Raw genomic sequence first — 18,822 nt, forward strand, 5'->3', positions numbered from 1 at the left:
GTGCCGGGGGCGCCGATCATGCCGAGGGTGCCGGTGAGGGCGATGTAGGCGATGTCGTGGCCGGCCCGCTGGGCGAGGGGGCCGTCCTGGCCCCAGCCGGTCATCCGGCCGTAGACCAGCCGGGGGTTGCGGGCGTGGCAGGCCTCGGGGCCGACGCCGAGGCGTTCGGCGACGCCGGGGCGGTTGCCCTCGATGAGCACGTCGGCGCGGGCGGCGAGGTCGAGCACGCGCGCGGGGCCGTCCGGCGCCTTGAGGTCGACGAGCACCGAGCGCTTGTTGCGGTTGGTGACGTCGTGAGCGGGGTCGATGCCCAGGGAGGGGCCGCCGGGGCGGTCCACCCGGACGACGTCGGCACCGAGGTCGGCCAGCAGCATGGCCGCGAAGGGGCCGGGCCCGATGCCGGCCAGTTCGACCACGCGTACGCCGGCGAGCGGGCCGTGCCCCGCCGTGTCTGCCGTCGTCGTCATCCAGCCCCCTTGCTGTGACACAACCGATGTAACACCAGTGATGCTAAGAACACGTTCCAGCGGGCACAAGGGGCGTGGCGAGCAAGCGCTTGGCCAGTGTGCGGCGGCAGGCCCGGCACGGGAGCCCCGGCGGCTCTCTCAGCGGGCGTCGAGTTCCGCCGTGCGCCGCTTCGGAGCGATCGTGCGGTAGCTCTCCTCGACCCAGTCGCACAGCAGCTCGGCCGCGGGGGCGCCCTCCTCCGCCAGCGGGACGCTCACCCAGCCCGCTCTGCCGAGGCCGTACCCGGCCGGTTCGGCGCCCGGGGAGGCCAGCGCGTGAGCGTGGGCCGTCTCGTCCTTCAGCTTGACCGTGAGTCCGAGCGGGTAACTGCCGTCGGTGACGCCGAGGAAGACGAACACCTTCTTGTCGACCTTGGCGACGGTCTCGCCCCAGGGGAACTCCTCGGTCGCACCCGGCAGGCCGAGCGCGAAGCGGCGTACTTTCTCCCATTTCCTCAGGGCGTTCCTGTCCACGGCCACCTGCTGCCTCCGGGCTCGTCGTCGGGCTCCGCACTGCTCACGCTAACCTCAGCCACCGACAGCGGCGCGGGCTGCGAGACCAAGGGGTGTCATGAGCAGGATGAAAAGGGCGGACCGTCCGTACGACCTCGTGCTCTTCGGGGCGACCGGCTTCGTCGGGACGCTCACCGCCGCGTACCTCGCGGCCCACGCGCCCGCGGATCTGCGCTGGGCGATCGCCGGCCGCGACGAGGTCAAGCTGCGGCGGCTGCGGGACGGGCTGCCGGGCGGCGCGCAGCCCGGTGTGCTGCGGGCGGACGTGTCCGACCCCGCCTCGCTGCGCGCCCTCGCCGGGCACGCACGCGTGCTCGCGACGACCGTCGGCCCCTATGTGGCGTACGGCGAGGAGCTGGTGGCCGCCTGCGCGGACGCCGGCACCGACTACCTCGACCTCACCGGCGAGCCGGAGTTCGTGGACCTGATGTACGTCCGGCACGACGCACGCGCGCGGGAGACGGGCGCCCGGCTGGTGCACGCCTGCGGCTTCGACTCCGTCCCGCACGACCTGGGCGCGTACTTCACCGTCCGGCAGCTCCCCGAGGGCGTCCCGCTGACCGTGGACGGCTACGTGAGCGCCGACGCCACCTTCTCGGGCGGCACGTTCGCCTCGGCGCTGGGCCAGTTCGCCCGCGGTCGGCAGATGGTCACCGCGGCCCGCGAACGGCACCGGCACGAACCCCGGCTGATGGGCCGCCGGGCCACGGCACCGCTGGGGACGCCCCGGTTCGCCCCCGAGGTCGGCGCCTGGGCGCTGCCCCTGCCGACGATCGACCCGCAGATCGTGCGCCGGTCGGCGAAGGCCCTGGAGCGTTACGGCCCCGACTTCCGCTACCGCCACTACGCGGCCGTACGACGGCTGCCGGTCGCGGTGGGCGCGACGGCGGCCGTCGGCGCCCTGTTCGCCGCGGCTCAGGTGCCGCCCGCCCGGCGGTGGCTGTCGGACCGGCTCAAGCCCGGCGAGGGGCCGAGCGCCGAGAAGCGGGCGCGCAGCTGGTTCTCCGTCCGGTTCGTGGGCGAGGGCGGCGGCCGGCGGGTGTACACGGAGGTCTCCGGCAAAGACCCGGGCTACGACGAGACGGCGAAGATGTTCGCCGAGGCGGCGCTGTCCCTGGCCTTCGACGACCTGCCGGAGACGGCCGGGCAGGTCACGACGGCGGTGGCGATGGGCGACGCGCTGACCGAACGGCTGCGCGCGGCGGGCATCCGCTTCCGGGTGGCGGCGAGCCGCTGACCGCGGGCCGGTCCTGGCCGTCCCGGCCCAAGGCCCTGTCCGGCCGTTCCCGTCGTCGCACGGAGGGCGGCCGCGCGGCGTCAGGTGCGTGCCCTGGGGGTCCCCCGGCCGACGGCTGGCGGAGTGCCGGGCATGGACCCTCGGGACGTACTTGGGTCTGCGCCCGGTGCGGCGAGAGTGCCTGCATGGCGTCGCGCGGCAGACGGCAATGGCCGGACGGGCCCTAGACCGGCCACTCCACCAGCGTGTAGATCATCCCGGCGATCCAGCCGAGTCCGGCCAGGACGGCGAGGACCAGCGCGGCGTTCACGGCGCGCTCGACGTGCCGGTCGGGATCGGCGAGGGGCTTCGGGGCTCGGTGCGTCGTCATGCGACCACCCTGCCGACGGCGCACCGTCCGCCACATCCGTACAGGTACTCGGTTCGGCGCACACGCACACCAGGGGGCGTCGACGGCCCCGGCCTGCCCGCGATTTGAGACTTCTGACCTGGCTCGCCCCCTGTTTCCTGGGCTGTTGGGACGCGAAGTGCCAAGAAGCACTTCAATGAAAGGCTGGAAGGGCGCGAGCGGAGGGAGGTGAGCTGCGTGAAGTTCGTTCTCGAAGTCGCCCTGGACGAGGGGGCGTCGGCCCAGGACCGGGCCCGTGAGCTGGGGCGTGTCCTGCGCTACTGGGGCGGGAACCTCGGCCACTACGCCCTGGAGCCGGGCGACGGGTCGCCGGTGTACGACTCGGAGTACCGCGAGGTCGGTCAGTGGCGGGTCGCCGACTCCTGAGGCGTCTGGTGAGGTGCCTCGTGAGGTGCCGTTCGCGGCGCCTCCTGGAGGGCTTCCTCCAGCGCCCTGCGGCACAGCGCGTCCGCCCGCCGGGTCGTCTCCGGCAGGCGGAACTCCGGGGCGAGGGCGAGGGTGTGGGCGCAGGCGTTGTCCAGGCTCACCCGGTGGCCGACGGACACGAAGACCGGCTTGACGCCCGCGCGGGTGCGCACGGCCCGGCCGACCTCGTCGTCACCGGCGAGCAGCGGTGCGGCCGACCCGCGCGCGGCGGCCGGTTCGGCGTACGTGAAGGTGAACGGGTTCTTCGCGACGCCGATCGTCGGCAGGCCGGTGAGGACCCCGAGATGGCTGGCGAGGCCGAAGCGGCGGGGGTGGGCGAGGCCGTAGCCGTCGCAGACGACCAGGCCGGGTGCGCAGGGCAGGGCGTCCAGGGCGGCGAGCACGGTGGGGATCTCCCGGAACGCCAGCAGGCCGGGGACGTACGGGAAGGAGATCCGGCCCACGGCGGTGGCCTCGGCGAGCACGTCGAGGCTCGCCGCGTCCAGCACGACGGCGGCGGCCACGACGACGTCCCGCTCGTCGTCGTAGGCGACGTCGACCCCGGTCACGTGCCCGGTGCCGGGCGGCGGCCCCGGTTCGCCGAGCACCACCGAGGCCCGCAGCTCGTCCTGGACGGCGCGGGCCTCTTCCTCGGTGGCGGGCCAGCCCGCCGGGATGCTTACGGTCGTCATGGTGAGGACGAGCCTACGGGGCGGGCCCCCGGCGGCGTAGGCTCGCGATCATGTTCGTACTGGAACTGAGCTACACCGCACCGCTCGACGCCGTGGACGCCGTCCTCCCAAACCATGTGGCCTGGGTCGAGGAGCAGTACGCGCGCGGGCTGTTCCTGGCCTCCGGCCCCAAGAACCCCCGCGACGGCGGGGTGATCGTCGCCGTCGCGCAGGACCGGGCCCGGATCGAGGAACTCACGGCCGGCGATCCCTTCGTCCTGGCCGGCGTGTGCGCGTACCGGATCACGGAGTTCGAGGCCACGAAGACGGCGCCCGAGCTGCAGCGGCACCGGGCCGGGCCCGGCTGAGCGGTAGCCGCTCACGCCCGGCCGAGCGGGCCCCGCGCCGTCAGTCCTTGCCGAGGGCCCGCTGCAGCTGGCTCTTGTTCATGTCCGAACGGCCGTGGATGTCGCGACGCTTGGCCTCCTCGTACAGCTGGTCGTAGGTGGGCCCCTGGGAGCCCTTCCCGGACCGCCGGCCGCCCCGCTCGCCGGACGACTTGTCCTGCGTGGAGGTGCGGCTCGCGGTCTTCGACTCGCCGGAGCGGGCCCGCTCCTTGTTCACCGTGCGGGAGGCGATCTCCTTCGCCCGGCCGGCGCTCTCCCCCCGCTCCTGCGCGCTTTCCTTGATGTGCTCGTACTGCCGCTCCCGCTTGGGGCTGGAACCGCGTGGCATGTGCGCTCACTCCTCTCGTGTCCGCACCGCACGGGTACCCCGAAACGGCTATCGCTCCAGCCGTGCCACCCGCCCCTGCTCGCCGGCGGCCCAGCAGCCGCGGTCGGGGGTGCAGTCGACGGTGTCGTACGAGCCCGTGTCGACCGTGCGCCAGGTGCGGCCCGCGTCCGTGGTCAGGTCGGTGCCGGCCGGGCCGACCGCGAGGGCGGCGGTACGGCTGTGCGGCAGCCAGGCGACGCCTGAGCGGTAGGCGGGCGGGGGTGCGCCGGCGGGCCGCCAGGTGCGGCCCGCGTCGCCGGTCGTGGCGGCGGCCGACGGGGAGGGCTGACCGGCGCGGTAGTCGCCGCCCACCGCGAGGCCGTGGGCGCGGTCGCGGAAGGCGAGCGCGAACACGCCGCGCGCGGGGTCGCCCGCCGGTATCGGGGCGTCGGTGACCGTCCAGGTCAGGCCCCGGTCCGCGGAGTGCAGCACACGCGCGCGTGCCGCGCCGCCGGTGGCGAGCCACACGTCGCGGGAACCGGCCGACACCAGGCACTGGCCGCTCGCCGCGAAGCCCGCCTCGCCCGGCAGGGCCGACGGCATGCCCGCGTCCGGCAGGACCGTCCAGGAACGGCCGCCGTCGCTGGTCGACAGAATGCGGAACCGGCCGTCCACGGGGTCGCTCATCGCCAGGCCGTGGCGGCGGTCGAAGAAGGTCATGCAGTCGTAGAAGGCCCGTGCGTCGGTGTTGCGGAAGGACTCCGTCCAGGTCGCCCCGCCGTCGTCGGTGCGGTACACGCGGGAGGCCTCGCCCTCGCCGATGGCGAGCACCACGGCGCGCCGCGCGTCGAACGCCTCGACGTCCCTGAACTGCAGGCCGGCGGCGCCCGGCGGGGAGACGTTCCGCCAGTTCGCGCCGCCGTCGGTGGTGCGCAGGACGGTGCCCTGTGTGCCGGCCACCCAGGCGGTGTCGCGGTCGACCGCGGCCAGCCCTCGGAAGCGGACGGTGGGGGCGCCGGTGTCCTTGGGCGCCCACGCGGGCACGTGGCCGCCCGGCCGCCCGGACTCCGCTGCCTGCGCGGGTACGGCCGTCAGCACGGCCAGCGCCGCCGCGCAGGCCGCTCCCGCCGCGGCCGTCCGCCCCGCACGCCTCGCCCGTGCCGTCCCTACCGTGCCTGTCTCGCGCCGCGTCTTCCCCAAGGGCCTCATGGCGGGCGAAGCTAGTCCACCTCTTCGGTGGCGTCCAGATGCCCGCGATCACCTCAACAGCCCTGTGGGACACGGCAGGAGAGGTGAGTCACTCGTGTGCATGAAAGGCGGTGACCGAGGTCACTCGGCTTTCGTGTGCACGGATCGGCCGGTTCCGGCGTCTCTTCCAGTGTCCGGCCGCACCCATCCGCAAGTCCGTCCCGCCGTCACAAGGGAGCAAGGCGTTGTCCATCGTCATCGAGCAGCCCGTCGAGGCGCGCCTGGTCGCCGCCGCGCCTCGGATGCAGAGCATCCCCGCCACCCTGCACTACGACCGGCGTGACCCCTTCGCCGTCCGCATGACCTTCCCTGCCCCTGCCACCCTGGAGGGCGTGGACGTCTGCTGGACCTTCGCCCGCGACCTGCTCACCGCGGGCCTGCACGACGCCGAGGGCGACGGGGACGTCCGCGTGCGGCCGTACGGCTACGACCGCACGGTGCTGGAGTTCCACGCGCCCGAGGGCACCGCGATCGTGCATGTGCACTCGGCGGAGATCCGGCGGTTCCTCCAGGCCACCGGCGAGCTGGTGCCGGCCGGTCTGGAACACCTCCAGCTCGATCTGGACCACGACCTCGCGGAGCTGATGCGGGACGCCTGTTAATTGCGTTGACAGCCCTTCCCGGCCGCTCCTACCGTGAGCAACGCATCTGTTGCCGCCGATAGGAGAAGGACGTTGCTCGTCTGAGGTCTGAGACACCACGCCGCACCCAGAGGGTGCCGGCGTCGCGTGCGACCTCGGCGTTCGAGCCGTTCTTCGGAGCAGGGCCTTCCCACGGGTTTCCGTGACCCCCGCGCTCCCCCGCTCCCGCGGTGGTCGCCGCCTTGACGGTGTCTCGATACGCGTTGCCCTGACCGCACACGCGACCGTGAGGCCCTCTTGTCATCTTCGATCACCTGTACGTCCCTCTCCTTCGCCTGGCCCGACGGCACGCCCGTCCTCGACGGCCTCGACGTCGCCTTCGGCCCCGGCCGGACCGGCCTCGTCGGCGTCAACGGCTCCGGCAAGTCGACCCTGCTGAAACTGATCGCCGGCGAACTCACCCCCTCCGACGGCACCGTCCGCACGGCCGGCGAGATCGGATACCTCCCGCAGAACGTCACGCTCGACACCTCCCTCCGCGTCGACGAGGCCCTCGGCATCGCCGCCCGCCGGGCCGCGCTGCACGCCATCGAGGCCGGGGACGTCTGCGAGAAGCACTTCGAGACCCTCGGCGACGACTGGGACGTCGAGGAGCGGGCCCTGGCCACCCTCGGCGAACTCGGCCTCGCCGCCATCGACCTGGACCGCACCATCGGCGAGGTGTCGGGCGGTGAGTCCGTCCTGCTGCGGCTGGCCGCACTGCTGCTGCGCCGGCCGGACATCCTGCTGCTCGACGAACCGACCAACAACCTCGACCTGTACGCCCGGGGGCGGCTGTACACGGCCGTCGCGTCCTGGCCGGGCGTCATGGTCGTCGTCAGCCACGACCGGGAACTGCTCGAACTCGTCGACCAGATCGCCGACCTGCGGACCGGCGAGGTCGCCTGGTACGGCGGCAACTTCTCCGCCTACGAGGAGGCGCTCACCACCGAGCAGGAGGCCGCCGAGCGCATGGTGCGCGTCGCCGAGTCCGACCTGCGCAAACAGAAACGCGAACTGTCCGACGCCCAGATGAAACTGGCCCGGCGCAAGCGGTACGGCCAGAAGATGTGGGACCAAAAACGCGAACCGAAGATCGTCATGGGGGCGCGCAAGCGGGCGGCGCAGGAGTCCGCCGGCAAGCACCGCATCATGCACGAGGAGAGGCTCGCCGAGGCCAGGGAGCGGCTCGACGAGGCGGCCCTGGCCGTCCGGGACGACGACGAGATCCGCGTCGACCTGCCGTACACGGCCGTACCGCCCGGCCGTGACGTCCTGACCCTGCTGGATCTGCGGCTCGCGTACGGCGCGCGCGTGGAGGGCGGTCTCGATCTGCGCGGGCCCGAGCGGGTGGCGCTGGTGGGGCGCAACGGTGCGGGCAAGACGACGCTGCTGCGTACGATCGCCGGGGAGCTGGCCCCGGTGGCGGGCGAGGCGCACGCGCACGTGCCGCTCCGTTTCCTGCCGCAGCGGCTGGACGTCCTGGACGACGAGCTGACGGTCGTGGAGAACGTGGCCCGCTTCGCGCCGGACGCCACCAACAACCGGATCAGGGCCCGGCTGGCCCGCTTCCTGTTCCGGGGCGGCCGCGCCGACCAGAAGGCGGCGACGCTGTCCGGCGGCGAACGCTTCCGGGCGACGCTCGCGGCGCTGATGCTGGCCGAGCCCGCGCCGCAGTTGCTGCTGCTGGACGAGCCGACCAACAACCTCGACATGGCGAGCGTCCGGCAGCTCACGTCCGCCCTGGAGTCCTACGAGGGCGCCCTGATCGTGGCCAGTCACGACCTGCCGTTCCTGGAGTCGATCGGGATCACCCGCTGGCTGCTGCTGGACGGCGAGCTGCGCCCGACGTCGGTGGAGGAGCTGGCCCGTCCGGCGTAGCGCGGCGGGTCTCAGGAGGGCCACAGCCGGGCGGTGAGGGTTTCGCCGTCGTGGTCCGGACCTGCATGATGGCTGACCGGCGCCCCTCACGCGGCGCCGGTCAGCCTCCGCCGATGCGAAAGACATGGACGTGCCCAGCAAGAAGGCCCTCATCCGCCGCCCCAGCCCGCGCCTCGCCGAAGGCCTGGTGACGCATGTCGAGCGCGCGGCGGTCGACGTGGACCTCGCCCTGGAGCAGTGGGAGGCCTACGGCGAGGCCCTGCGGGCAGGCGGCTGGGAGACCGTCGAGGTCGATCCCGCAGACGACTGCCCGGACTCCGTGTTCGTCGAGGACACGGTCGTGATGTACCGCAACGTCGCCCTCATCGCCCGGTCCGGCGCCGAGTCCCGGCGGGCGGAGACCGCCGGGGTCGAGGAGGCCGTCGCCCGGCTGGGCTGCTCGGTCAACTGGATCTGGGAGCCGGGCACGCTGGACGGCGGCGACGTCCTCAAGGTCGGCGACACCGTCTACGTCGGCCGGGGCGGCCGTACCAACGCGGCCGGGGTCCAGCAGGTCCGGGAGGCCTTCGAGCCGCTCGGGGCGCGGGTGGTGGCCGTCCCCGTGAGCAAGGTGCTGCATCTGAAGTCGGCGGTCACCGCGCTGCCCGACGGCACCGTGATCGGGCACATCCCCGAGGTGGACCGGCCGGCGCTGTTCCCGCGGTTCCTGTCGGTGCCCGAGGAGGCCGGCGGCCATGTGGTGCTGCTCGGCGGACCCCGACTGCTCATCTCGGCGAGCGCGCCCAAGACCACGGATCTGCTCGCCGACCTCGGGTACGAGCCCGTCGTGGTCGACATCGGCGAGTTCGAGAAGCTGGAGGGATGTGTGACATGCCTCTCGGTGCGCCTGCGGGGTCTGTACGCCTGACCGGGTGATCGTGTCACCGGTTCAGCCCCGCGACCTGCGCGTCCCGGAGCCCTTCGGGGTACCCGGAAAGCTCCTCGGGCGCCTGGCCGCACAGGCGCTGATCAGCAGTCTTTACAGCGAACTTAACCTACGGCTACGTAACCTACGGGTTCGTAGCCTACGATCCCGTAAGTTCCGGCGCCGCCCGCCGGACGTAGTCCGCATTTGATCACGTCCCCTGGAGTACCCGTGACGACCACCTCCCCGCACCTCGGCAGCCCCTCCGCCGTCTGGACCGACGCCCGGCTGCTGTACGCGCTGGAGGAAGTCGTCGAGACCGAACTCAACCGGCACCTGAAGGTCACCAAGGACTGGATGCCGCACGAGTACGTTCCGTGGAGCGACGCCCGCAACTTCCCCGGCTTCTTCGAGGACGGCGAGGCCTGGGAGAAGGGCCAGTCCAAGGTCACCGAGATCGGCCGGATCGCCCTGGTCGTGAACCTGCTCACCGAGGACAACCTCCCCAGCTACCACCACGAGATCGCCTCCCTCTTCGGCCGGGACGGCGCCTGGGGCACCTGGGTGCACCGCTGGACGGCCGAGGAGGGCCGGCACGGCATCGTGATGCGCGACTACCTGCTCGCCTCGCGCGCGGTGGACCCGGACCAGCTGGAGCAGTTCCGGATGGTCCACATGAGCGAGGGCTTCGAGTCGGACAACCGCCACTCGATGCTCCACTCGGTGGCCTACGTCGCCTTCCAGGAGCTGGCGACCCGCGTCTCGCACCGCAACACCGGCCACCAGTCGGGCGACCCGGTCTGCGACCGCATGCTGGCCCGCATCGCGACCGACGAGAACCTGCACATGGTCTTCTATCGGAACCTGCTCAAGGCCGCCTTCGAGCTCGCGCCCGACCTGACGATGCAGGCGGTACGCGACGTGGTCGTGAACTTCCGGATGCCCGGTCACGGCATGCCCGGATTCGAGCGGGCCGCCGCGCAGATGGCGATCGGCGAGATCTACAACATGCGCATCCACCACGACGACGTCATCCAGCCCGTCCTGCGCCACCTGAAGGTCCTGGACATCGAGGGTCTCGACCCGGAGGGCCTCAAGGCGCAGGAGGAGCTCGGCCTGTACATGGGCGGCCTGGACGCGGAGGCGTCGAAGTTCGACGAGAAGCTGGCGGCCCGCAAGGCCCGCATGGCGGCCCGCGCCGCGGGCTGACCCGCCGGCCGCCACCACACAGCGGAAGAACGGCCCGCACCAGGAAGCGAGTTCCCGGTGCGGGCCGTTCGCGTCCTGCGGCGCCATGCGTCCGCAAGCGTTCCCGGCTCTCCACCGCACCCCCGCGATGCGGTCGTACAGATTCCGGGGTACCGGGCGGTGCGTGGCGTCAGTTCGTGCGGCGCAGGTGAAGGCGTTCCTTCTCGGACAGGCCGCCCCAGACGCCGAAACGTTCGTCGTGGGAGAGGGCGTAGTCGAGGCACGCGGTCCGCATCTCGCACATACCGCAGATGCGCTTGGCCTCCCGTACCGAGCTGCCGGGCTCCGGAAAGAAGAAGTCCGCCCCGGTCTGGGCGCACAGGGCCTCCCGCTGCCAGGCGAGGTCGGGTGTGGGAATCGTGTCGGTGTGCATGGCCAGAATCGTGCCGCGCGGCGAAAAACGTTCCCTCAACGCCGGATATACGCGGCCCGGCAGGTCCCCCGCCGCACTGATGGTGCCCCCGGAACGGAGCGCGGCGCACGGCGGCGCGCCGCGCCCCGCCCGCCCGCCGCGCTCCGGCAGCGCTCGCCGGTGCGCGGTGCCAGACTCGGCAGTGCAGAGAACGGGACCCAGAACGGGACTCTTCGAGAAGGAGGGCGAAGATGCTCACCACCCGTTTCGTCAACGGCGCTCCGAACTGGCTCGACATCGGCACGACCGACATCGACCGCGCCGCCGCCTTCTACGGCGCCCTCTTCGGCTGGCGGTTCGTGTCCGCGGGACCCGACGCCGGCGGCTACGGCTTCTTCCAGCTGGACGGGAGGACGGTGGCGGGTGGTATGCGGTCCGCTCCCGAGCAGGGCCCCGCGTCGTGGACGGTCTGCTTCCGTACGACGGACGCCGACGCCACCTGCAAGGCGGCCGGGCAGGCGCACGGCAGGGTGCTCCTCCCGCCGACGGACGTCATGGGCCAGGGCACGATGGCGATCATCGCCGACCCGGCCGGGGTGTCCTTCGGCGTCTGGCAGCCGGGCCGGCTGGCGGGCGTCGACGTGGCGGGCGAGCCGGGTTCGCTGTGCTGGGTCGAGCTGTACACCCCGGACATCGCCGCGGCGGCCGCCTTCTACCACTTGACACTGGGCCTGGAGACCTCGGGCGTCCCCTTCCCCGGCGGTACGTACACCTGCGTGAACGCCGCCGGGGCCGGCGAGGAGTCGATGTTCGGCGGGGTCGTCCCGCTGGCCGACGACCCCACGGAGGCGCCGCACCCGCCGTACTGGCTGCCCTACGTCGAGGTCGCGGACGTGGACGCGGTCGCGGCGCGGGCCGAGGACATGGGCGGCACCGTCCGGACGGGCGGGACGGACATCGAGGGCGTCGGCCGGGTCGCCCGGCTGGCGGATCCGGACGGGTCCCGCTTCGCCGTGATCAGGAGCGAGCCGCGGGGGGCGTGAGAGCGGCCCCGCTACGCGGAGGCCCGGCGTACGAGGGTGGTCGGCAGGACCTCACCGCCCGGCGCGGGCCGCACGGGGCCCGGGGCGGCCCCGCCGGTGTTGCGTCGGTCGAGGCTGCGCAGCAGGAGGCGGGTCATGATGCGGCCCATCTCCTCGATGTCCTGCCGGACCGTGGTCAGGGGCGGGTCGCTCTGTTCGGCGACCGGCACCATGTCGTCGAAGCCGACCACGGCGACGTCCTCGGGCACCCGCCGCCCACGGCCCTTCAGGACGCGCAGGACGCCCGAGGCGGCGAGGTCGTTGGCGGCGAACACGGCATCGACCTCCGGGCAGCGGTCGAGCAGCTCGCGCATGGCCCGCTCACCGCCGCCGGGGGTGAAGTCGCTCTCCACGACCAGCCGCGGGTCGGCGTCCCCCATCACGTCCCGGTAGCCCTGGAGGCGGTCCGCCGCGGAGGTCTGGTCGAGCGGCCCGGTGATGTGCGCGACGCGGGTACGGCCGAGGCCGACGAGATGGCGTACGGCCGCACGGGCGCCGCCGCGGTTGTCGCTGTCCACGTACACGACGTCGCGGGTGCCGTCGCCCCAGCCGGGCCGGCCGCCGAACACCGTCGGCACCCCGGCGCCCTGGATCAGCTCGGGCAGCGGGTCGTCGACATGGAGGGAGAAGACCAGGGCACCGTCGACATGGCCGCCCGCGAGGTACCGGGCGACCCGGATGTGGTCGTCGCGGCCCTCGGTGAGAAGCAGCACCAACTGGTTGTCGTGGGCCGTCAACTCCTTGCTGATCCCGCGTAGTTGGAGGGCGAAGAAGGGGTCGGCGAAGACGCGGGTCTCCGGTTCGGCGATGACGACGGCGACGGCGTCGTGCCGCTTGGTGACCAGGCTGCGCGCGGCCTGGTTGGGGACGTAGCCGAGTTCCTCCACGGCCCGCCGGACCCGCTCGACGAGGGGCTCACGGACCCCGTCGCCGCCGTTGACGACCCGTGAGACGGTCGCCCGCGACACCCCGGCCCGTGCGGCCACTGCCTCCAGCGTGGGACGCGGCACTGTGTCGCTCACTTCGCGGCTCCTCCTTCGTGTGGTGCGGCTCAGGATAGCCGCGCGGGAGGGGGAGGCGAGAGAGCGCTTGCAGAGGCGGACGGGGCGGGCGTGCCGGTGCCGCCGCGGTGCCGTGCGCGGGAGGTCCGGGCGGGTGAGCACGCCGGGCACTCCTGCTCGGAGGGGGTGCGGCTCGTGGTTCTCGCCCGCGCGCGGACGATCCGGGCACGGACGGGAGGCGGTTCGTTCCTTTGGCCCTGTGCGCCTCCAGGTGCGCGGCAGGACCGACGTGGTGTCGTACCCCAACGGTCCGGATCAGGGAGTCGCGGCCGACGGGGGGTGGCGCTCAGGAAGCGGTGGGGGCGGGCCCGTCCTTGCGGGCCCGGCTCGGCTGTACCCGCCTGGGTTCGCCCGGCATCTTCGGATACTCGGGCGGGTACGGCAGATCACCGAGCCCATGGTCGTGTTCGTCGCGGCGGGCCAGTTCCAGGAGCGCTTCGAGGGAGAAGGCGTGCTCCTCCATGTCGGCGTGGACGTCGCCGAGTTCGGCGTAGCGGGCCGGCATGGTGGCGATGTCGAAGTCGACGGGGTGGGCCACGCCGACCTCCTCCCAGCGCAGCGGCGCCGACACGGGGGCGTGCGGGCGGGGGCGTACGGAGTAGGCGGAGGCGATGGTGCGGTCGCGGGCGGTCTGGTTGTAGTCGACGAAGATGCGTTCGCCCCGCTCCTCCTTCCACCACTTGGTGGTGACCCGGTCCGGCATCCGGCGTTCCAGTTCGCGGCCGGCGGCGATGGCGGCGCGGCGGACCTGGGTGAACGTCCAGCGCGCTTCGATCGGCACGAACACGTGCAGACCGCGTCCGCCGGAGGTCTTGGGCCAGCCGCGCAGACCGCCGAACTCCTCCAGGACGGCACGCAGTTCGTGTGCGGCGTGGACGGCGTCGTCGTAGTCGGTGCCGGGCTGCGGGTCGAGGTCGATGCGGAGTTCGTCGGGGCGGTCGACGTCACTGCGGCGCACGGGCCAGGGGTGGAAGGTGAGCGTGCCGTACTGGGCGGCCCACAGCACGGCGGCCTGTTCGGTGGGGCACATCTCGTCGGCGCTGCGGCCGCTCGGGAAGGTGATGTGGGCGCGCGGGATCCAGTCGGGCATGTTCTTCGGGGCCCGCTTCTGGAAGAAGGACTCGCCGGTCACGCCGTCCGGGTAGCGCTCCAGCGTGGTGGGGCGGTCGCGCAGGGCGCGCAGGATGCCGGGGGCGACGGCCTGGTAGTAGCGGGCGAGGTCCAGCTTGGTGAAGCCGCGCTCCGGGAAGAAGACCTTGTCGGGGCTGGACAGCCGTACGGTCCGGCCGGCCACCTCGAGTTCCACCGCATCGCCCATGCGAGCCACGGTAGGCGCACCTCGCACAGCTCGCACACCGGGCGGATCGGGTGGTTCCCGAGCAGAATCGGGCCCATGGACCTGCCCGTCATGCCGCCTGTGAAGCCCATGCTCGCCAAGTCGGTGACGACGATTCCACCGGGGATGCAGTACGAGGCGAAGTGGGACGGCTTCCGGGCCATCGTGTTCCGCGACGGCGCCGAGGTCGAGCTGGGCAGCCGTACCGGCAAGCCGCTGACGAGGTACTTTCCCGAACTGGCGGCGGCGCTGCGGGAGCGGGTGCCGAAGCGGTGCGTGCTGGACGGGGAGATCGTCATCGCGCGCGAGGGGCGGCTGGACTTCGACGCGCTGACCGAGCGGATCCACCCGGCGGACTCGCGCGTACGCACGCTCGCCGAGCGGACGCCGTCCTCCTTCGTCGCCTTCGACCTGCTGGCGCTGGACGACGAGTCGGTGCTGGACGTCCCCCAGACCGACCGCCGGGCACTGCTGGAGCGGGCGCTGGACGGGGTGACGCCCCCCGTGCATCTGGCGCCGGCGACGACGGACATCGAGGTGGCACGGCGGTGGTTCGAGGAGTTCGAGGGCGCGGGCCTGGACGGGGTGATCGCCAAGCCGCTGACGCTGGCGTACCGCCCGGACGAACGGGCCATGTTCAAGATCAAGCATGAGCGGACCGCGGACGTGGTGGTGGCCGGATACCGGTTTCACAAGAGTGGACCGGTGGTCGGTTCACTGCTGCTGGGTCTGTACGACGACCGGGGCACCCTCCAGCATGTCGGTGTGTCGGCCGCCTTCGCCATGAAGCGCCGCGCCGAACTGGTCGAGGAGCTGGAACCGCTGCGCATGGAGGACGTGGCGGGACATCCGTGGGCCGCGTGGGCACAGGAGGCGGCCCACGAGAGTGCCCGGCTGCCCGGTGCCCCGAGCCGCTGGTCGGGCAAGAAGGACCTGTCCTGGGTGCCGCTCAGGCCGGAGCGGGTGGCCGAGGTGGCGTACGACCACATGGAGAACGGGGCGCGCTTTCGGCACACGGCCCGGTTTCGCCGCTGGCGCCCGGACCGGACCCCGGAGAGCTGCACGTACGCGCAGCTGGAGGAGCCGGTGCGCTACGACCTCGCGGAGATCCTCGGGGCGCCGCCACGGACGGCGCCGTCCTGACACCTGCGCCTGCACCGGCGCCTGCGCCGACGCCGGGGTGGGAGTGGGGGCCGGGGTGAGGGCCGGGCAGCCGCCTTACGGGGCCATGAGGATCTTCACCGCGCCGTCCCGCTTCTGCTGGAACATCTCGTACGCCTTCGGCGCCTCCGACAGCGGCATGCGGTGGGTGGCGAAGTCGTCGACGCCGAGCGGGTCCTCGTCGGTGAGGTAGGGGAGGATCTCGTCGCTCCAGCGGCGCACATTGGCCTGACCCATCCGGATCTGGAGCTGCTTGTCGAACATGGTGAGCATGGGCAGCGGGTCGGCCGTCCCGCCGTAGACGCCGACGAGGGAGAGCGTGCCGCCTCGGCGCACCAGTTCGATCGCGGTGTGCAGCGCGGCGAGCCGGTCGACGCTGAAGCGTTCGGCGAGCGGGCCACTGACCTTGCGGGGCAGCAGGGCGGACGCGTTCTGGATCATGCGGGCGGCGGCGCTGCCGTGCGCCTCGGTGCCGACGGCGTCGATCACGGCGTCCGGACCGCGCCCGTCGGTCTCGTCGCGGATCGCGTCGACCAGTTCCTTCTCGCTGTCGAAGTTGCGCAGGTCGTACGTCTCGACGCCCCGCGCGTGGGCCCGGCGCAGCCGGTCGCCGACCAGGTCCACGCCGAACACCCTCCCGGCACCGCGCACCTGGGCGACCCGGCAGGCCATGTCGCCGATGGGGCCGAGGCCGAGTACGGCGACGCTGCCGCCCTCGGGGATGCCGGCGTAGGCGACGGCCTGCCAGGCGGTGGGCAGGACGTCGGAGAGGTAGACGAAGCGGTCGTCGGGCGGGCCCTCGGGCACCTTGATGGGTCCGTACTGAGCCTGCGGGACGCGCAGGTACTCGGCCTGACCGCCGGGCACCGCGCCGTACAGGCGGGTGTAGCCGAACAGGGCGGCGCCCATGCCCTCGGCGGTGACCTGGGTGGTCTCGCACTGGGTGGGCAGCGAGTTGAGGCACATCCAGCAGTCGCCGCAGGCGATCTGGAAGGGCACGACGACCCGGTCGCCGACACTGAGGTCGACCACCCCGGCGCCCACCTCCTCGACGATGCCCATGGGTTCGTGGCCGATGATGTCGCCGGGGGTCATGAACGGGGTGAGCACCTCGTAGAGGTGCAGGTCGGAGCCGCACAGTCCGGTGGATGTGACGCGGATGACGGCATCCGTCGGTTCCTGGATCGCCGGGTCGGGCACGGACTCCACCCGTACGTCCCGCTTCCCCTGCCAGGTCACTGCCTTCATCGTGCCGCGCTCCCTCCACCGGGTTCGGGGACCCGCCGCCCTGCAGGGCCGGGTCCCGGGGTGCGAGGCCCGGGTACCCGAGGCCCGGGCGCCGAACCGCCGTACCCCCGCACGCGCGCACCCCCGCACTCCTCGGGTATCGCGGGCCTCGCCCGGAGCGGAGTGGGCCGATCGGCCCAGTCGACGCGAACAATCAGGATCGATCGGGTATGGCCACCAACGAACCGATAAGCGCACAATCAGGGCACGGAACGGGGTGGCGATGGTGGACATGGCGACGGTGGAGGGCATGACGCGCCAAAGACCCGGCAGGCGGTTTTGGGCCTCACGCGGGCGGCGCCCCGCCCGGCGAGGGGTACACCCCGGCCGCGGCGCGGCGACGGCGTCCGCGCTCGCCGCCGCGCTCGCGCTCACGCTGGCCGCGGGCTGCACGAACGGCCCCGCTCCGGCCGACGACGGCCGCGGCACCGACCGGCCGGCGAGCGGCACCGACACGGGCACGGGCACCACCACCTCCGTCGGGCAGATCCTCGCCGTGAAGATCGACAACGTCCGCGCGGCACGCCCGCAGACCGGCCTCGACGCCGCGGACATCGTCTACGTCGAACAGGTCGAGGCCGGTCTGAGCCGGCTGATGGCCGTGTACGCGACGCGGCTGCCGAGGACGGTCGGGCCGGTGCGCAGCGCCCGTGAGTCCGACCTGGAGCTGCTGCGCCAGTTCGACCGGCCCGCGCTGGCGTTCTCCGGCGCGCAGGGCAAACTGCTGCCGCTGATCGACAAGGAGCCCTTGGAAGCCGTCACCCCGCAGGACGCGGACGACGCCTACTACCGGGGCACCGACAAGGCCTCCCCGCACAATCTCTATCTGCGCCCCCACCGCGTGCTGTCGTCCGCGCCGGGCGAGGCCGCGCTGACCACCGGCTTCCGCCGCGGCCCCGCGCCCGACGGGGGCACGCCCGCGCCCTCGCGTACCGTGCGCTTCCCCTCGGCCCGTTTCACGTTCACCTGGTCGCAGGAGCGTCGGGGGTGGGAGGTCACGACGGACGGGGCACCCACGGTGACCGCCGACGGGCGCCGGCTCGCTCCGCCGACGGTGGTCGTGCAGTACGTCGACGTGCGCAGGTCCGAATACCACGACGGGCTCGGCAACCACACGCCGTACACGGAGACCGTCGGCTCGGGGACTGCCGAGGTGCTGCGCGACGGGCGCTCCCACGGCGTGCGGTGGCTGCGTCCGACGGCGGCGGACGGCACGCGCTTCACGGCGCGCGACGGCAAGCCGGTCGCCTTCGCCGAGGGACAGGTGTGGGTGGTGTTCGCGCAGAGGCCGTAGCGCCGGGAAACCGTGTTCGTGGTGGTTGGCGCGGTCGGGAACGTTCGGAAACCGCATTCACGATGTTCGCCTGGACGGTAACGCCGGTAACCGCCTTCGCGGTGTTCACGCGGACCGAAAAGCCCAGAAACCGCCTTCGCGATGTTCACGCGGACCGAAACGCCCGGGAACCGCTTTCGACCGCTTTCTGGGAGGTCCTACGTGCTCGCACCCCGGCCGGCCAGTGGCTCCGCCGGGTTGCGCAGGCCTTCCGCCGCGTCCGCCACCCGGCGGATCAGGTCGAAGAACAGCTTCTGCTCCTCACCGGAGAGGGGGGCGAGGAAGACATGGCTCATTCTGGCCGCGCGGACGGCGAGCCTGCGCTGGGTACGGACGCCGTCGTCCGTCAGACGCAGCAGGAAGCGGCGGCCGTCCTGCGGGTCGCGGACCTTGTCGAGGAGTTCGCGGCGGATCAGCCGGCTGATCACCTCGGCGACGGTGGAGCGGTCCAGCCCCACCCGCTCCCCCACCGTGCGCTGGTCGAGGCCCGGCTCGGCGACGAGCGCGTTGAGGACGGCGAACTGCGGCGAGGTGATCTCCTCGGAGACCATCGCGTTCCACAACAGGTAGTGCGCCTGCTGGAGCCGCCGGGCCAGGTGTCCGGGATGGGTGTTGAGGTCCACCGCAGCCATGCGCGCTCCCGAGGTCGTTTCGTACGTGCACTGAACGATACCCGCAGGGACGGCGGCCGTCTTCTCATCCCCTGGCCTACTGACCTCGGCTTCCTCCGGGCACTTGACGCCCCGGTCCCCCGATGGCAGCGTGAAGAACACCTCGCCCAAATAGTCAGTGCCCTGATTAATTGAGTCCGGGGTGCCTGGCCAGAAGGGACCTCGCCCTCACCTCCCTTCCTC

21 protein-coding genes are annotated in these 18,822 nt (G+C 72.7%); 10 read left to right on the forward strand and 11 right to left on the reverse strand.

The window, feature by feature from the left end:
• A partial coding sequence (locus tag P1P75_RS28710) for a CaiB/BaiF CoA-transferase family protein (protein ID WP_319260710.1) occupies positions 1-467 on the reverse strand: 467 nt, incomplete at its 3' end.
• Between the two features lie 138 nt (positions 468-605).
• A complete protein-coding gene (locus P1P75_RS28715; RefSeq protein ID WP_319260713.1) occupies positions 606-986 on the reverse strand; it encodes an MmcQ/YjbR family DNA-binding protein in 381 nt (126 codons plus the stop codon).
• 91 nt (positions 987-1,077) lie between these two features.
• On the opposite strand from P1P75_RS28715, the gene P1P75_RS28720 reads away from it, so the two are divergent.
• Entirely contained in the window at positions 1,078-2,256 is a 1,179-nt protein-coding gene (locus P1P75_RS28720; RefSeq protein ID WP_319260715.1) for a saccharopine dehydrogenase NADP-binding domain-containing protein, read from the forward strand.
• Between the two features lie 223 nt (positions 2,257-2,479).
• Here P1P75_RS28720 and mmpA read toward each other — a convergent pair whose 3' ends face one another.
• A complete protein-coding gene (gene mmpA / locus P1P75_RS28725; RefSeq protein WP_319260718.1) occupies positions 2,480-2,626 on the reverse strand; it encodes a morphogenic membrane protein MmpA in 147 nt (48 codons plus the stop codon).
• Between the two features lie 216 nt (positions 2,627-2,842).
• On the opposite strand from mmpA, the gene P1P75_RS28730 reads away from it, so the two are divergent.
• Entirely contained in the window at positions 2,843-3,031 is a 189-nt protein-coding gene (locus tag P1P75_RS28730; RefSeq protein ID WP_086771178.1) for a hypothetical protein, read from the forward strand.
• Here P1P75_RS28730 and P1P75_RS28735 read toward each other — a convergent pair.
• Positions 3,007-3,762 carry an endonuclease V gene (locus P1P75_RS28735; RefSeq protein ID WP_319260721.1) on the reverse strand — a complete coding sequence of 252 codons (756 nt, stop codon included), beginning with the start codon at positions 3,760-3,762 and terminating at the stop codon, positions 3,007-3,009. The two genes, P1P75_RS28730 and P1P75_RS28735, sit on opposite strands and share 25 nt — an antisense overlap.
• Positions 3,763-3,812: 50 nt before the next feature.
• On the opposite strand from P1P75_RS28735, the gene P1P75_RS28740 reads away from it, so the two are divergent.
• Positions 3,813-4,109, forward strand: coding sequence for a YciI family protein (locus P1P75_RS28740; RefSeq protein ID WP_319260724.1), 297 nt, complete (start codon positions 3,813-3,815; stop codon positions 4,107-4,109).
• Positions 4,110-4,149: 40 nt separating this feature from the next.
• On the opposite strand, the gene P1P75_RS28745 is transcribed toward P1P75_RS28740, so the two are convergent.
• Together P1P75_RS28745 and P1P75_RS28750 are read right to left on the reverse strand one after the other, a co-directional pair.
• Positions 4,150-4,476, reverse strand: coding sequence for a plasmid stabilization protein (locus P1P75_RS28745; RefSeq protein ID WP_319260727.1), 327 nt, complete (start codon positions 4,474-4,476; stop codon positions 4,150-4,152).
• Positions 4,477-4,524: 48 nt separating this feature from the next.
• Entirely contained in the window at positions 4,525-5,550 is a 1,026-nt protein-coding gene (locus P1P75_RS28750; RefSeq protein ID WP_319260756.1) for an oxidoreductase, read from the reverse strand.
• Between the two features lie 338 nt (positions 5,551-5,888).
• Here P1P75_RS28750 and P1P75_RS28755 point away from each other — a divergent pair, with 338 nt between their 5' ends.
• The 4 genes from P1P75_RS28755 to P1P75_RS28770 all read left to right on the forward strand — a co-directional run bounded on the left by P1P75_RS28755 (position 5,889) and on the right by P1P75_RS28770 (position 10,317).
• The gene (locus P1P75_RS28755; RefSeq protein WP_266465174.1) at positions 5,889-6,305 is read left to right on the forward strand and encodes an SsgA family sporulation/cell division regulator; all 417 of its coding nucleotides are present in this window, start codon (positions 5,889-5,891) and stop codon (positions 6,303-6,305) included.
• Positions 6,306-6,581: 276 nt separating this feature from the next.
• Positions 6,582-8,204, forward strand: a complete 1,623-nt coding sequence (locus P1P75_RS28760) for an ABC-F family ATP-binding cassette domain-containing protein (protein WP_319260730.1) — start codon at positions 6,582-6,584, stop codon at positions 8,202-8,204.
• 130 nt (positions 8,205-8,334) lie between these two features.
• The gene (gene ddaH, locus P1P75_RS28765; RefSeq protein WP_319260758.1) at positions 8,335-9,111 is read left to right on the forward strand and encodes a dimethylargininase; all 777 of its coding nucleotides are present in this window, start codon (positions 8,335-8,337) and stop codon (positions 9,109-9,111) included.
• Between the two features lie 228 nt (positions 9,112-9,339).
• The gene (locus tag P1P75_RS28770) at positions 9,340-10,317 is read left to right on the forward strand and encodes an acyl-ACP desaturase (protein WP_319260733.1); all 978 of its coding nucleotides are present in this window, start codon (positions 9,340-9,342) and stop codon (positions 10,315-10,317) included.
• Between the two features lie 169 nt (positions 10,318-10,486).
• Here the strand turns inward: P1P75_RS28770 and P1P75_RS28775 are convergent, their stop codons facing one another.
• On the reverse strand, positions 10,487-10,729 hold the full coding sequence (locus P1P75_RS28775) for a WhiB family transcriptional regulator (RefSeq protein WP_319260736.1): 243 nt from the start codon (positions 10,727-10,729) through the stop codon (positions 10,487-10,489).
• Positions 10,730-10,959: 230 nt separating this feature from the next.
• On the opposite strand from P1P75_RS28775, the gene P1P75_RS28780 reads away from it, so the two are divergent.
• On the forward strand, positions 10,960-11,751 hold the full coding sequence (locus P1P75_RS28780; RefSeq protein ID WP_319260739.1) for a VOC family protein: 792 nt from the start codon (positions 10,960-10,962) through the stop codon (positions 11,749-11,751).
• A gap of 11 nt (positions 11,752-11,762) precedes the next feature.
• Here P1P75_RS28780 and P1P75_RS28785 read toward each other — a convergent pair whose 3' ends face one another.
• Positions 11,763-12,812 (reverse strand): LacI family DNA-binding transcriptional regulator, encoded by a 1,050-nt coding sequence (locus tag P1P75_RS28785; protein ID WP_319260742.1) that lies wholly within the window; start codon positions 12,810-12,812, stop codon positions 11,763-11,765.
• A gap of 325 nt (positions 12,813-13,137) precedes the next feature.
• Positions 13,138-14,169, reverse strand: a complete 1,032-nt coding sequence (gene ligD / locus P1P75_RS28790) for a non-homologous end-joining DNA ligase (protein WP_319260745.1) — start codon at positions 14,167-14,169, stop codon at positions 13,138-13,140.
• Between the two features lie 75 nt (positions 14,170-14,244).
• Between ligD and P1P75_RS28795 the strand changes: the two genes are divergently transcribed.
• Complete coding sequence (locus P1P75_RS28795; RefSeq protein WP_319260747.1) at positions 14,245-15,330, forward strand: ATP-dependent DNA ligase; 1,086 nt, start codon at positions 14,245-14,247, stop codon at positions 15,328-15,330.
• 75 nt (positions 15,331-15,405) lie between these two features.
• Here P1P75_RS28795 and P1P75_RS28800 read toward each other — a convergent pair whose 3' ends face one another.
• On the reverse strand, positions 15,406-16,596 hold the full coding sequence (locus P1P75_RS28800) for a zinc-dependent alcohol dehydrogenase (RefSeq protein WP_319260750.1): 1,191 nt from the start codon (positions 16,594-16,596) through the stop codon (positions 15,406-15,408).
• Between the two features lie 289 nt (positions 16,597-16,885).
• On the opposite strand from P1P75_RS28800, the gene P1P75_RS28805 reads away from it, so the two are divergent.
• On the forward strand, positions 16,886-17,929 hold the full coding sequence (locus P1P75_RS28805; RefSeq protein WP_319260752.1) for a DUF3048 domain-containing protein: 1,044 nt from the start codon (positions 16,886-16,888) through the stop codon (positions 17,927-17,929).
• A 197-nt stretch (positions 17,930-18,126) separates the two neighbouring features.
• Here the strand turns inward: P1P75_RS28805 and P1P75_RS28810 are convergent, their stop codons facing one another.
• Positions 18,127-18,600, reverse strand: coding sequence for a MarR family transcriptional regulator (locus tag P1P75_RS28810; protein WP_319260754.1), 474 nt, complete (start codon positions 18,598-18,600; stop codon positions 18,127-18,129).
• Positions 18,601-18,822: the final 222 nt, after the last annotated feature.

Source organism: Streptomyces sp. ID05-39B (assembly GCF_033794725.1).
In the GTDB taxonomy this organism is placed as follows: domain Bacteria; phylum Actinomycetota; class Actinomycetes; order Streptomycetales; family Streptomycetaceae; genus Streptomyces; species Streptomyces bobili.

Excerpts from the sequence above, each read along its gene's own strand:
- P1P75_RS28745 (WP_319260727.1), bottom strand. The coding sequence starts at position 4,476 with ATGCCACGCGGTTCCAGCCCCAAGCGGGAGCGGCAGTACGAGCACATC.
- P1P75_RS28795 (WP_319260747.1), top strand. The coding sequence starts at position 14,245 with ATGGACCTGCCCGTCATGCCGCCTGTGAAGCCCATGCTCGCCAAGTCG.
- P1P75_RS28805 (WP_319260752.1), top strand. The coding sequence starts at position 16,886 with ATGACGCGCCAAAGACCCGGCAGGCGGTTTTGGGCCTCACGCGGGCGG.
- P1P75_RS28735 (WP_319260721.1), bottom strand. The coding sequence starts at position 3,762 with ATGACGACCGTAAGCATCCCGGCGGGCTGGCCCGCCACCGAGGAAGAG.
- P1P75_RS28740 (WP_319260724.1), top strand. The coding sequence starts at position 3,813 with ATGTTCGTACTGGAACTGAGCTACACCGCACCGCTCGACGCCGTGGAC.
- ligD (WP_319260745.1), bottom strand. The coding sequence starts at position 14,169 with ATGGGCGATGCGGTGGAACTCGAGGTGGCCGGCCGGACCGTACGGCTG.
- P1P75_RS28780 (WP_319260739.1), top strand. The coding sequence starts at position 10,960 with ATGCTCACCACCCGTTTCGTCAACGGCGCTCCGAACTGGCTCGACATC.
- P1P75_RS28810 (WP_319260754.1), bottom strand. The coding sequence starts at position 18,600 with ATGGCTGCGGTGGACCTCAACACCCATCCCGGACACCTGGCCCGGCGG.
- P1P75_RS28800 (WP_319260750.1), bottom strand. The coding sequence starts at position 16,596 with ATGAAGGCAGTGACCTGGCAGGGGAAGCGGGACGTACGGGTGGAGTCC.
- P1P75_RS28720 (WP_319260715.1), top strand. The coding sequence starts at position 1,078 with ATGAGCAGGATGAAAAGGGCGGACCGTCCGTACGACCTCGTGCTCTTC.
- mmpA (WP_319260718.1), bottom strand. The coding sequence starts at position 2,626 with ATGACGACGCACCGAGCCCCGAAGCCCCTCGCCGATCCCGACCGGCAC.
- P1P75_RS28775 (WP_319260736.1), bottom strand. The coding sequence starts at position 10,729 with ATGCACACCGACACGATTCCCACACCCGACCTCGCCTGGCAGCGGGAG.